The 14,374-nt window shown below is 66.8% G+C and carries 2 protein-coding genes; both read right to left on the bottom strand.

Annotation, left to right across the window (positions count from 1 at the left end):
* Positions 1-9,480 (bottom strand): non-ribosomal peptide synthetase, encoded by a 9,480-nt coding sequence (locus tag AO064_RS13120; RefSeq protein ID WP_122256148.1) that lies wholly within the window; start codon positions 9,478-9,480, stop codon positions 1-3.
* 50 nt (positions 9,481-9,530) lie between these two features.
* Positions 9,531-14,336: a non-ribosomal peptide synthetase gene (locus tag AO064_RS13115; protein WP_064053592.1), complete on the bottom strand. Its 4,806-nt coding sequence runs from the start codon at positions 14,334-14,336 to the stop codon at positions 9,531-9,533.
* Between the last annotated feature and the right edge of the window lie 38 nt (positions 14,337-14,374).

The raw sequence follows: 14,374 nt of genomic DNA, 5'->3' as shown, positions 1-14,374 counted from the left end.
TCAGTCTTCCATCTCTGCCAGCAAACGCTGCATCTCATCCAGTGCCTGGTCGGTCGAAGGCCGCTGCGGGTTTTCGATCTGTTCGGCCAGGCCGGCAATGGTCGGGTTGTGGAACAGGCTGCGCAGTTCGACCTTGACGCCGAAGCGGCTCTCCACCCGGGTCATCAGGCGCATCGCCAGCAGCGAATGGCCACCGAGCTCGAAAAAGCTGGTGAGCACGCCGACCTGCGGCAGGTCGAGTAGCTCCTGCCACAGTTCGGCCAGTTCGTGCTCCAGCGCCGTACGCGGGGCCACGCCTTGCTCTGCCTGCGCTTGCGGCGCCGGCAGGGCCTTGCGGTCGATCTTGCCGTTGGCATTAAGGGCGAAACGCTGCACCTGGATGAAGCCGGCCGGCACCATGTACGCGGGCAGCAGGCTTTCCAGATGACGGCGCAGCGCCACCTCGTCGACCGGGCTCGCGGCCTGCAGCCAGGCGAACAGGTTGTGGCTGCGCGCATCGAGCATGACCACCGCCTCGTCCACGCCGGGATAACGGCGCAGCAGCGATTCGATCTCCCCCGGCTCGATGCGGAAACCACGCACCTTGACCTGGAAATCGGCGCGTCCGACATAGGCCAGGCGCCCATCGGTGCGTCGGCGCACCAAATCGCCGGTGCGGTACATGCGGCTGCCAGGCTCGCTGGCGAACGGATCGGGCAGGTACGCCGCTGCGGTGATCGCCGGCGCCCGCTGGTAACCACGGGTCACCCCGCTGCCCGCGATATACAGCTCGCCGGTGCTGCCCAGCGGCACTGGCCGCAGGCATTCGTCGAGTACGTAGCAACGGGTGTTGAGCAGCGGCATGCCAATATCGGCGACACCGGGCGGTACTTCCCGCAGCGCCTGGGTGGTCGACCAGACGGTGGTTTCCGTCGGGCCATAGGCGTTGATCAGCCTCACCCCCTTGGCCTGCAGCGCACTCACCAGTTCGGCCGGCACTGCTTCGCCGCCGATCAGGCCGCGCAGAACCGGCCAGTCGTCACGTCCGGTTTCCAGCAGGATCTGCCAGCCGGCTGGGGTGGCTTGGAACACCGTGGCACGGCGCAGCAGATCGAACAGGCGATGACCATCGACCACCTGCTCGCGGCGCGCCAGGAGGATGCTCGCACCCTTGAGCAGCGGCAGGAACAGCTCCGGCTTGCACATATCGAAGGCGTAGGTGGTGCTGGCCAGCCAGACGTCCTCGGCCGTCAGCGGCAACTGGCGGTCGAGGCCGGCAAGCAGGTTGCTCAGGTTGCCACGGGTGACCTGTACGCCCTTCGGTGTGCCGGTGGAGCCCGAGGTGTAGATCACGTAGGCCCGCTGCAGCGGCGCCACCGGTAATGCCAGGTCGTGCGCTGGCTGTTCGTCCAGCGGCAGGTGGTCGACGGCCAGGCTGTCGACACTGCCGAGTACGTCGGCGCAGGCCTGCTCACTGAGCACCAGCTGCGGCCGCGCATGCTCGATGATGAAGCGCAGCCGTTCGCCCGGTTGCTGCGGATCCAGCGGCAAGTAGGCCGCGCCCGCCTTGTGGATCGCCAGGATGCTGGGCAGCAGCCAGGGGCCACGGGTCAGGCACAGCGCGACCAGATCGTCGCAGCCGACACCCTGGGCGCGCAGCCAGTGGGCCAGGCGGTTGCTCAGGGCATTGAGCTGGGCATAGCTGTAGCGTTGCTCCTGGCAATCCACGGCCAGCGCATCCGGGGTGTGCAGGGCCTGGCGCTCGAAGCGCGCGATCAGATCCTGCGTCTCGCTCAGCGCATGCGCTGGCAGGTTCCACGTACGGCGTGTCAGGGCATGATCGGCATTCGCCAGGTCGATATCCCACAGCGGCGCCTCGGGCCGCGCCAGCATGCCGTCGAGCAGGTGACAGTACTCGTCGGCGTAGCGTTGCATGGTGCTGGCGACGAACAGCTCGGTGTTGTACTCCAGCACGCAGTGCCAGGCGCTGCCGTGCTGCTCGATATGCAGGCCGATGTCCACCAGGGCGCTGTCGCTCTCGACATCCAGGCGCTGCGCCGGCAGGCCGGCAAAACCCTGGCCGACCGCCGCCACGTCATCGCGCTGGATCAGGTTGAACAGCGCCTGGAACAGCGGCGTATGGCTGAGATCGCGGCGTACCTGCAAAGCCTCCACCAGCCGTTCGAAGGGCACGTCGCCGTGCTGCTGCGCGGTCAGGTGGGTGGCTTGCAACGCCTGCCAGAACGACGCCACCGATTGCAGTGGATCGATCTGGCTACGCAGCACCTGCGTGCTGGCGAAATAGCCGATGAGGTTGTCGGTGTGCGCCTGCTGACGCTGCGCCACCGGCAGGCCGATCCACAGCTCACGCTGCCCCGAATGCCTGGCCAGCAGCACTTTCCATGCTGCCAGCAGAGGCGCGAAGGCGGTCAGGCCATGGCGCTGCGCGGTGCCACGCAGGCGCTCGACCAACTCGACGGGCAACTCGAAACGCAGGCGCCGGCCGTGGTAGCCCTGCTCGGCAGGACGTGGCAGGTCGGTGGGCAGGTCCAGCACCGGCGGTTCGCCGGCCAGGGCCTGCCGCCAGTAGTCCAGCTGCGCTTCAATGCGTGCCTGCCCGGCAGGGGTCTGCCAACTGGCGGCGACATCGCTGAACTGCAGCTGCAGCGGCGCCAACGCCGCCTGGGTTGCGCCCAGCTCGGCCTGGTAAAGACGTTGCAGCTCATCGAAGAAGATCTCCAGCGAGCGGGCGTCGGCGATGATGTGGTGCAAGGTGGCCTGCAGCACGCTCTGACCTTCGCCCTGATACAGCCGCACCCGCCACAGCGGCGTTGCGCTCAGGTCGAAGGCGCGCTGCGCTTCCTCGCTCAAGGTGCGGGCGAAGGCGGGCGAATGCACATCCTGCTGCAAGGGCTCGACGCTGAGCAGCGTGCCGTGCAACTGCACGACCTGCTGCCGCGCGCCTGCTTGCGTCTCGCTGAACACGCTGCGCAGGCTGTGCTGGCGCTCCACCAGTTGTGCCAGCGCGCGCTCCAGGACTTCGGCTTGCAGCGTACCGTGCAGGTGCATGGCCAGTGACAGGTGGTAGGCCTGGGTATCGCCCTGCAAGCGGTCGAGGAACCACAGCCGCTGCTGGGTGAAGTGCAGCGGCGCCGGCGCCTCGCCGAATGCCCGCAGGATGCTCTCGCCTGCGCCCTCGGCCGTGGCCAGGATGGCCGCCAGTTCACCCAGGGTCGGGCACTCGAACACGCTGCGCAGCGGCAGTTGCCGCTCGTAGCGCTCGGCGATGCGCGCCACCAGCCGTGCCGCCAGCAGCGAATGGCCGCCGAGGGCGAAGAAATTGTCGCCTGCGCCAACCGCGTTGCAACCGAGCAGCTCGCACCAGAGTCCGGCCAGTTGCGCCTCCCAGGGTTTGCTCAGCTCGCCGTCGCGCTGACCTTCATGTTGGAGTGGAGCCGGCAGCGCCTTGCGTTCGACTTTGCCACTGGGGCTCAACGGCAAGCTGTCGAGACGCACGAACTGGCTCGGTAGCATGTAATCCGGCAGGTGCTGCGCCAGTTGCACGCGTAGCGCGGCGTCGCCCACGTCAGCACCCGCCGCCTGCGTCACCGAGTAGTAAGCCACCAGGCGCGCGCTGTCGCCGCTGCCGAGCAGCACCACAGCCGCTTCCCGCACCCCGGTGAGCCGCGCCAGCAGGGCCTCGATCTCGCCCAGCTCGATACGGAAGCCACGCAGCTTGACCTGGAAATCCAGGCGCCCCTGGTAGTCCAGGCTGCCTTTGGCGTTGCGCCGCACGCGGTCGCCGGTGCGGTACATGCGCGCCCCCGGCACGAAAGGATCGGGCAGGAAGCTCACCGCACTCAGGGCAGGTGCGGCGAAATAGCCACGCCCCAGGTTGGCACCCGCCAGGTACAGCTCGCCGGAAACGCCCGGAGCCACGGGTTGCAAGTCGGCGTCCAACACATAGGCGGCGGTGTTGACCACCGGCCGGCCGATCGGCACCTCCACCCCGCCCTTCTCGCCCTGACGCGGCTCGAAGGTGCTGTAGACGGTGGCCTCGGTCGGCCCATAACCGTTGATCACCTGGGCACCACGCTGCTCCATGGCCTCGGCCAGCGCGCACGGCAGGGCCTCGCCACCGGAAATGGCGCGCACGCCCTGCCAACTGCGCCCGGTGTGCGCCACCAACATGCGCCAGGTGGCTGGGGTGGCCTGCATCACCGTCGGCTGGCCGGCCTCGATCAGGCGGTCGAGGGCTTGCGGGTCGCGTGCCTGCTCACGGTCGGCGAGCAGGATGCTGGCCCCGCGACTCAGCGGTAGCAGCAGCTCGACGATGGCGATATCGAAGGTCGCTGTGGTCAGCGCCAGCACCCTGTCCTGCGCCGTCAATGGCAGCACCTGCTGTACGCCGAGCATGAGGTTCATCAGGTTGCCACGGGCGATGGCCACGCCCTTGGGCTGGCCGGTGGAACCCGAGGTATAGAGCACGTAGGCGAGCTGGGCAATATGCACGCTCGGCGCGCGGTAGGACTCGGTGGTGGTCAGCGCATCGATATCCAGCAGTTCGACGGCACTGCCCCACTCTGCCAGTTCCGCCAGGGCCTCGGCATTGGTCAGGCACAACCGCGGCTGCGCATGGGCAAGGATGTAACGGCCGCGCTCGGCAGGGGTGTCCTCGGCCAGCGGCACGTAGGCGGCGCCAGCCTTGAGAATGGCTAACATGGCCATGGGCAGCCGCGCATCGCGCGGCAGGCGCAGGGCCACACGATCTTCGGCGCCGACGCCACGGGCCTGCAAGGCAGCGGCCAGCTGTTCGGCCGCCTGGTTCAGTTCGGCATAGCTCAGGTGCCGTTCGCCGGCCTGTACGGCGATGGCTTCAGGCTGCCCGGCGACCTGCCGTGCAAAGGCCTGCAGGATGTCTTCCCGGCCCTCCACAGGCTCACCGTGCAAGCGCGCCAGCGCGCGCTGCTCGGGCGGCCAGGCGAGTTCGCCCAGTACCTGCTGCGGTTGTTCGAGCACGGCATCGAGCAGCGCCAGATACTGCTCGAGCATCGCCTGCGCGGTCTGCTCACGGAACAGCTCGCTGCTGTACTGCAGGCTCAGGGCAATGCCGTGTTCGCTGTCGCGCACGTCCAGATGCAGGTCGCACAGGGCGCTGTCCGGGCGATTGTCGAGCGGCTCGGCGATCAGCTCGGTCAGGTCGAAACGCTCCAGGGCATGGCCCGGGAAGTAGTTGAACATCGCTTGGAACAACGGGTTGTAGCTGACCTGGCGGGCCACGCCGAGCTGTTCGATCAGGTAGTCGAAGGGCAGGTCCTGATGCGACTGCACCGCCACGGACAGCGCCTGCAACTCGCGCATCAGTTTCAGCAGGCTGGCCGTGCCGGAAAGCTTCTGGCGATAGACCAGCGTATTGACGAAGCAGCCCACCAGCGGCTGCAACGCCGCGTGATGGCGGTTGGCGGCCGGCACCCCGACGAGGATGTCGTGCTCGCCACTGCGGCTGCGCAGCAGCAGCTGGAAGGCGCAGAGCATGGGGATGAAGTTGCTCCAGCCGTGGCTCGCGCTGAATGCCCGCAGGCGCGCCGCCAGCGCATCCGGGAGGCGTTGCTCGACGCGCCCGCCGGCTTGGCTGGCATGGGCCGGCCGGGGGAAGTCCGCGGCCAGTTCGAGCACCGGCAATTCGCCAGACAACTGCTCGCGCCAGTAGGCCAGCTCGTCCTGGCAGGCGGCGCTGTCCATCCACTGGCGTTGCCACAGGGCATATTCGGCGTACTGCATCGGCGCCTCGGCCAACGCCGGTTTACGCCCCTGGCGCAGCTCGCGGTAATGGCTGCAAAGACCGTCGATGATCAGTTGCAGCGACCAGCCATCGGCGACGATATGGTGGCAATTGAGCGCCAGTACGTGCGCCTGCGGCCCGAGGCGATACAGGCAGGCACGCAGCAGCGGCGCGCTGTCCAGGGCAAACGGAGTCATCGCGTCCTGGCGTAGCAGGTCGTGCAACTGCGCCTCGCTGACCACCTCGATCAGCGGCAAGGCCAGCTCGGCCTTGGCGAGAATGAGCTGCGAAGGCTCACCGCCGTCGCTGACAAAACGGGTACGCAGGACTTCGTGCTGATCGACCAGGGCCTGCAGAGCTGCCTGCAGGTCAGCGACATGCAGGTCGCCGCTCAGGCGAACCGCGCCGGCCAGGTTGTAGGCCGGGCTTTGCGGCTGCAGTTGCTGGAGGAACCACAGGCGCTGCTGGGCAAACGACAGCGGTAGGGTCTGCGGACGCGGCAGGCGCATCGGCGTGGTTTTCTCGCTGGGCTGCTGTTGTTCCAGCCACTCGGCCATGGCGGCGATGGTCGGGCGCTCGAAGACCACGCGCAGGGGCAGTTCCTTGCCGCTAAGCTTGCCGATCTGGCCGATCAGTTGCGTGGCCAGCAGCGAATGCCCGCCCAGCTCGAAGAAGTGATCCTGAATGCCGACCCGCGCGAGCCCCAGCACGCCCTGCCAGGCTTCGGCCAACTGCGCTTGCAGCTCACTGCTTGGCGCCACGTAGCGCGCCTCGCTCTGCGCGGCGAAGTCGGGCGCCGGCAGGGCTTTGCGGTCGATCTTGCCGTTGGCGTTGAGCGGCATGCGCTCGAGCAGCATGAAAGCGCTGGGCAGCATGTAGGGCGGCAGGTTGGCGGTAACGAACTCGCGCAACGCTTCGATGGAGGGCTGCGGCTCGGCCACCAGGTAGGCGACCAGCACCTTGGCGCGCTGCTGGTCGTCACGGGCCAGCAGCACCGCTTCACGCACGCCTGGGTAACGGGTCAGGCAGGCTTCGATCTCGTCCAGCTCGATACGGTGGCCGCGAATCTTCACCTGGTGGTCGGTACGACCGACGTACTCCAGCTCGCCATTGGCCAGGAAACGCGCCAGGTCGCCGGTGCGATACAGGCGGCTGCCGTCGTTGGCGATGGGGTCGGGCAAAAACACCGCCGCCGTGCGTGCCGGGTCGGCCATATAGCCACGGCCAACCCCCACGCCGGCGACGAAGATTTCTCCCACCGCACCGCGCGGCACCGGTTGCAAATCAGTATCGAGCAGGTACAGACGGTTGTTCAGGGTGGCGCGACCAATCGGCACACTGCTGCGAGACTCAGCCAGGCGCTCGGTGAGCGGATGGAAGGCCACGTCGTCGGAGCATTCGGCCGGCCCGTAGGCGTTCATCAGCGGGATGCCGGGGTAGCGCTCGAACCAGCGCCGCGCCAGCGACGGTGGCAGCGCCTCGCCAGTGGCCAATACCCAGCGCAGTGCGGTGCGCTCCAGGCCCGCCTCGAGCAGGCTCTGCATCAGCGACGGCACTGCTTCGAGAATGCTCACGCCATGGCGAGCGATGGCCTCGGCCAGCGCCTCGGGGTTCTGAATCACGCAGTCGCCGAGAATCACCGTGCGCGCCCCCAGCACCAGGCCGGCGAGGGTCTGCCAGACGGAAATGTCGAAGCACTGCGGCGCGCTCTGGGCGATCACGTCATCTTCATTCAGGCCCAGGCCCGGCAACTTGCCAATCATGTTGTTGAGCATGCCGGCATGGGCCACCATCGCCCCCTTGGGCGTGCCGGTGGAGCCCGAGGTGAAGATGCAGTAGGCAAGCGAAAGGCCATGCACGGGGATGTCCAGGTCGGCATCGCTGTAGCCGCTCAGGGCCGCTGGCTCGTAGCGGATCGCCGCCGGCGGCTGCGCCATCTGCTGGAGCGCCTGCTGTGCAAGCTCACCCTGCTCCACGCCATGCAGCAGCAGCGGCGAACGGCTCTGGGTGAGCACTTGGGCCAGGCGTTGCGGCGGATTGCGCGGGTCCAGGGGCAGCCAGCCGGCGCCAGCCTTGAGTGTGGCGAGGATCATTATCACCAGGTCGAGGCCACGCTCATCGAGCAACGCCAGCAGGTCGCCGTCCTGAACCCCATTGGCTCGCAGATGACGGGCCAGTCGGTTGGCCGCCCGGTTCAACTGATCGAAGCTCAGGCTGTGCTCGCCATGCACCACGGCGATTCGCTCGGGGGTACGACGCACCTGCTGTTGCAGGCGCTCGACGTACAGCGGCTGCAGTTGCGCCGCGTCCGCCGCCAGGTCACCGCTGGCCCAGGCGTGCTGTTGGGCGATCTCCGCCGCATCAAGCATGGCGATGCGTTGCAACGGGATATCCGCCTCGCTGGCCAGGCTGTCGCCCATGTTCAGCAGCAGCGTGCGGAAGTGGCGCAGCATCTGCTCGACTTCCTCGCGCAGGAACCAGTCGGTCTGGTAGGTCAACTGCAGGTGCAGGCGCTCGCCGGGCACGATCACCACGGTCACCGGATAGTTGGTGTGGGTGCGGTTGGCCATGTCGCTGATCAGGTAGTCCAACTGGCCCTGGCGCAGGCTGGCGGAGATCGGCGCGTTCTCAAAGACGAACAGGCTCTGGAACAGGTCCTGGCGCTGTACCTCGCTCCAGCTCTGGATCTGCGCCAGCGACACGTTTTCATGTTCGCGCAGGCTCAGGTTCTCGGCCTGCAAGGCCTTGAGCCAGGCACCGAGGGACTGCTGCGGTTGCCAGCTCCAGCGCAGCGGCAGGCTGTTGATGAACAGCCCGACGATGCTCTCCATGCCCTGCATGTGCACCGGGCGCCCGGCCACGGTGACGCCGAACAGCAGGTCACGATTGCCGCTGTAGCGCGCCAGCACCAAGGCCCAGGCACCCTGCACCAGGGTGTTGAGGGTGATGCCCAGACCACTGGCGGCCTGCTGCAGGCCCCGCGTCTGCTCGACGCTGAGGTGCTCGACGCAATCCTCCACCGGCTCCGGCGCATCGATCACGCGGCCAGGATGGCCGAAACCGAACTCGGTGGGGGTGTCGAAACCGGCCAGGCGCTGCTGCCAGAAGGCCTGATGATCCTCAGGCTTTTGCTGCTCCAGCCAGCGGATGAAGTCGCGGTACGGGCGTGGCTTGGGCAGCTCCAGACGCCGCCCCTCACGCGCGGCGCGGTAACCGTCGAGAAAGTCCATCATGATGATGGAGAAGCACCAGGCATCCATGAGGATGTGGTGATAGCTGCGCACGAACTGGTAGGTGTCCGGGGCCAGCTTGAACAGGCGCACACGCATCAGCGGTGCCTGGGTGAAATCCAGCCCCTCGCGACGCTCCTCGGCCAGCATATGCTCCAGACGCCCCTGCTGCTCGGCCTCGTCGATATCCGACCAGTCCTCATAGCTGATCGGCAGTTCGACCTGCTTGTGCACCACCTGCATCGGCCGCTTCTGCTGCTTCCAGACGAAGGAGGTGCGCAGCAGCTCGTGGCGCTCCACCACCTGTGCCCAGGCCTGGCGGAACGCCTGCAGGTCGAGTTGCGGCAGCACCATCACATGGCGGTACTGCAGCAGGTACATGCCCTTGCCCGGGTGCATCAGGCTGTGAAACAGCAACCCCTGCTGCATAGGAGCCAGGGGATAGATGGCCTCGATATTGCGGGAAAGTGCTTTGACCTTGTCGTTCATGCCGAGGGTCTCCTTGCCATGGGCTGGGGATGTAGGGGCGCCGGGGGTGCTCATTGCAGTTGCTCGAGCAGACCGAGGAATTCGTCGTCGGAAAGCCCCGAGTCGGCGAAGTCGGCAGCGGTTGCGCGACCCACCTCGGGGGCCAGGCAGTGTTCGAGCAGGGCTTCGATACCCTGCTGGAACTGCTGCGCCAGTGCGCCAATCAGGGCCTGGTCATGCACGTGCGGGGCGTAACGCCATTCGATGTGCAACTGGCCCTGATCGACCAGGGCGGTCACGTCGAGCAGATGGGTGCGGCGAGTGTCGGCGGCGCGCATGGCCGGGCACAGCGGCTGCGCCAGGCGCCACAGGCGCGAACCACCCAGCCACTGGTCGACCCGTCCCAGGTAGTTGAAGGTAAGCAGCGAAGCAGCACCAAGCCCGTGCTGTGGATCGAGGCGCAGCAGGCCGTAGCCGATGCCCTGCTCCGGTACGCGGCGCAATGCCTCCTTGGCGGCGATGATCGCCTCCTCCGGCTGTTCGGCGGCACGCACGGCCAATGGATAGCGGCTGGTGTGCCAACCCACCGAGCGCGACAGATCCGGGCCCTGCTCCCAGCCACTGCGACCGTGGCTCTCCATCTCCAGGGTGACCTGCTCGCGCCCCAGCCATTGGCCGATCAAGCCAGCCAGTGCCGCGACCAGCAGATCCTGCACCTGGGTGCTGTAGGCCCCATGGCAGTCGCCCAGCAACCATTCGGTTTTCTCAAGGGACAGCTTGGTTTCCAGCGTGCGGCTTTCGCCATACAGGCTGACATCACGGGCGACCTCGCCCTCCTCGGCCAACTGCGCCTGCCAGTAGTCGAGCTGGGCCAGCACCTCGGGGGCCTGGCGATGACGCTGCAAGGCCTCGCTCCAGCGATCGAAGCGGGTGGAAACCGCCGGCAACGAAGCCTGCGGGTCGTGGTACAGGCTTCCCAGCTCCTCGAGCAGCACCTGCCAGGACACCGCATCGACCAGCAGGTGATGCGCCGTGCACAGCAGGTGCCCGCTGCCGGTGAAATATACCCAGCGGATCAACGGAGCTCGATCCAGTTGCCAGCCCTGCTGCCACTGCTGCAGCAGCGCGTCGTCCAGCGGCTGTTCGACCACCTGCAGCAGCGTGTCGGCCATCGCCGCCGACAGCGGCTGATAGCGTTGCTGCCAGCCCTGCCCGCTCTGCTCGAAGATCAACCGCAGGCTGCTGTGACGCTGTAACAAGATCGCCAGTGCCTGGGCCAAGCGCGCCGGTTCCAGCGGCTGGTGAACGGCCAGCAACAGGGACTGGTTCCAGTACTGTGGCGAAGTCTGCCGCTGGTCGAAGAACCAGGCCTGGATCGGCGTCAGGGCAAAAGCGGCGCTCGGCTCGGCGCTATCGACCTTGGCGTGCTCGGCCACACTGGCGAGGTCCACGGCCTGCTCGGCCCAGCCGCTGACCGAAGGGAACTCGAAGATCTGCTTGGGCTTGAGCTGCAGGCCCTGCTGCTTGGCACGGGCAATGATCTGCAGGCTGAGGATCGAGTCGCCACCGACCGCGAAGAAGTTGTCGTCGGCTTGCAGCTCGGGCTTTTCCAGAATCTCCCGGGCAATCACCAGCAGCCGCTCGACCTTGGCGCGCTGTGGCGTCTGCGCCACCCGCGCCAGCGCCCGCACGCTGGGCTCGGCGAACAGCTGCTTGGGGGTGAGGGTAATCTGTTGCTGGCGTGCGCGGGCAATGATCTGCAGGCCGAGAATCGAATCACCGCCATGGGCGAAGAAGTTGTCGTCCGGGCCGATGTTCGGGTGACCCAGCAGTTCACGCCAGATCGCCAGCAAGGCGCTTTCCAATGCATTCAACGGCTGTTCGGTACGCGCCTCAAGATTGCGCGGTGCTTGCTCGGCCAGGTTCAACAACGCCTGACGATCGACCTTGCCATTGGCCAGCAGTGGCATCGCCTCCAGGCAATGCCACTGCGCCGGTTGCATGTAGTCCGGCAGGCGTGCCTGCAACGCGGCCTGAATGTCCGCCAATGCGCTCGGTGCGGCGACCAGGAAGGCCACCAGGCGGTTGCCGGTCAATGAAGTCGGTGCGTTGAGTACGCGCACGTCATCTACCTGTGGCAGCGCACGCAATTGCGCCGCCACTTCCGAAGGCTCGACGCGGTAGCCGCGAATCTTCACCTGCTCGTCCAGGCGCCCGAGGAACAGCACCTGCCCCAGATGATCGAGGCGTACCCGGTCACCCGTGCGGTAACCCAGTGCACCGAAGCGCGCCCGATCGACCTCGTTGGCACTCAGGTAGCCACGCGCCACGGTCGCGCCCTCGATATACAACTCGCCGCTGACGCCAGCCGGCAGCACTGCGCCATCCGGCCCGCGCACGCTGACTCGCACGTTGCCCAGGGGGCGTCCGAGCGGTGCGTCACCCTCACCTTCGACGTCGTGGGTCAGCACGCCCACCGTGGTTTCGCTGGGCCCGTAGTGGTTGACGATGCGCAGCTGCGGGCTTAGGGCGCGCACCCGCGCCAGCAGATCGGCGCCCAGGGCTTCGCCACCGAGTACCAGGCACTGGCGCGGCAACAGGCGTTGCGGCTCGCTGGCCACCAGCAAGGCGTTGAGGTGCGAGGGCACGATCTTCAGCATGTCCACGGGCTGCTGCCCGAGAAACGCCGCCAGCTCCTCGGCATCGAAGGCCAGCGCTTCGTCCAGCAGGCACAAGCGCCGGCCGCTGAGCAGCGCGCCGAACAAGGCGGTGTGGCCCAGGTCCGTGGCGCAACTGGCCAGACTCGTCAGGCTGGCGTCGGCGCTCAAGCGCAGGCGTGCCAGGCAGGCGCTGGCATAGTGAACAAGGTTGCCCTGGGTTACCTCCACGCCCTTGGGCCGCCCGCTGGAGCCGGAGGTATACACCACGTAAGCCGGCAAGTCCGCCGGCACGCCGGTGCGCAGCGGCGCATCGCTGAACAGCGCCTCGACCGGCACGGTCAGCCACTGCACCTGCGTCGGTAACCAGTTTGGCCGTTCGCCCTCCCCCACATAGACCCTGGGCGTTGCATCCAGGCAGATGTCCTGCAGACGCGACTCGGGCCACTGCGGGTCGAGGGCCAGATAGGTCGCGCCGCACTGCCAGGCGGCGAGCATGTGCATCACCAGTTCGCGGCTGCGCGGCAGGCAAAGGGCAACCCTGTCACCGCTCGCACTCAGCGAACCGTGGAGGCGCTCGCCACGGGCGGCCACGGCCCTGGCCAGTTCGGCATAGCTGAGTTGCCCGTGCTGATCCTCCAGGGCGATGGCCTGGGGCTTCTCCATGCAGTGTTTGGTAAAAGCCTGCCAGGCGCTTTCTTCCGGTACCGGCAGGTGTTCGCCAGACAATTGCGAACGCTGCTCGAGAGGCAGCCAGTCCAATTCGGCAAACGGCACGTCCGGCTGCTCCATGGCCGCCATGACCAGGGCAAGGAACTGCGCCTGAAAACGCTCGACGCTCTCGCGCCGATACAGCGCCTTGCTGTAACGCCAGCGCCCGACGAACTCGGGCAGGTCATCGATGATCACCAGGTTCAATTCGTGGGCCGCACCACGCTGCTCGCCAATCATGCGCTCGATGTAGCGCTCGAACGGCACGTCACGCTCCTTGTTCAGCGTGAACATGTGCTGGAACACCGGTGCCCGGCCCTTCTGCCGCGGCAGATCCAGATGCTTGGCCAGGCGCGCGAAGGGATAGTGACGATGGCGCAAGGTCTGCCGGACAGTGGCAGCCACTTGCTTGGCCCACTCAGCGCTGGACAGGTCACGACGCAAACGGCAGCGCACCGGCAACGGGTTGACCAGATAGCCCGGCAGTTCAGCCTGCTCGCGCTTCAGGCGCCAGCCACTGGGCGTACCGAGCACGAAATCTTCCTGCCCGGACAGCACCCCGAGAAATTGCTGGAACAGTGAGAACCAATAGACGTAGGGCGTCACTCCCAGGCTTTTGGCGACCGCAAGCAGCCGCTCGCTGTTTTCCGCGCCAAAATGGAACGACAACTCTCCGCCCTCGAAGCCCTGGGTGCTGCCATGGGCGAAGTCGGTGGGCAGCTCCAGCGTCGGCGCATTGGCCAGTTGCGCCTGCCACCAGGTCAGTTCCTCGGCCTCGATCGCCTCGCTGCGCAGGTACAACGCGCTGGACCAGTTCCGATAGGCCTCGGGATCGACATCGGCAAGCACATCGCCATCGACCAGGGCGAACAGCTCACTGAACAGCACGTCGAAGGTGGTCAGGTCGGAGGCGATATGGTGGATGCCCAGCAGCACCGTGTGCTCGACACGGTCGCCCAACTGGTTGCTCAACAGCACCAGCCGGCTGATCTCACCGGCAGCCAGGTCGAAGGGTTTGTCGGCCAGCTCGATGACACGTTGCTGCACACTGGCCGCCTCCGCGCCCTGCCAGATTTCGCATTGCAGTGAGGTGGGATGCGGGCGGCTGTCCCACTGCAGCAACTCACCATCACGCTCGACATAGGCACTGCACAGGTGCGGATAACGCTGCTGCACCACCTGCCAGGCCCGCTCCAGACGATGCGGCAGGTCCGCCCAGAGGTACTGCGGCCTGATACGCCCGGCCAAGGCGATGTTGTAGGCGCAACTGCCGGGCTCCATACGCTGCAGGAACCACAGGGCCTGCTCGTTATCGTTGAGGGGGCGCGCCTGGAAGTAGTCGGGGTGGCGCGCCAACCAAGGCAGAATTTCAGCACTGCGCGCTTGCAACTCACGCTCCAGCTCGGTACTCAGGGCCTCAGGCACGCCAGTGGAAATCATCAGGCGGCCTTCGCTCGCGGACATGCGGATACCGCGCAGCCAGCAGTCATGCATCAAGCGATCGAGCATGTGTTGTCCTTCATCGTGCGGATTCAAGGTCAGCCACC

Source organism: Pseudomonas marginalis, assembly GCF_001645105.1.
Classification (GTDB): domain Bacteria; phylum Pseudomonadota; class Gammaproteobacteria; order Pseudomonadales; family Pseudomonadaceae; genus Aquipseudomonas; species Aquipseudomonas petroselini.
The sequence above is the reverse complement of the archived record's forward strand: the minus strand, read 5'-3'. Positions and strand labels throughout refer to the sequence as shown.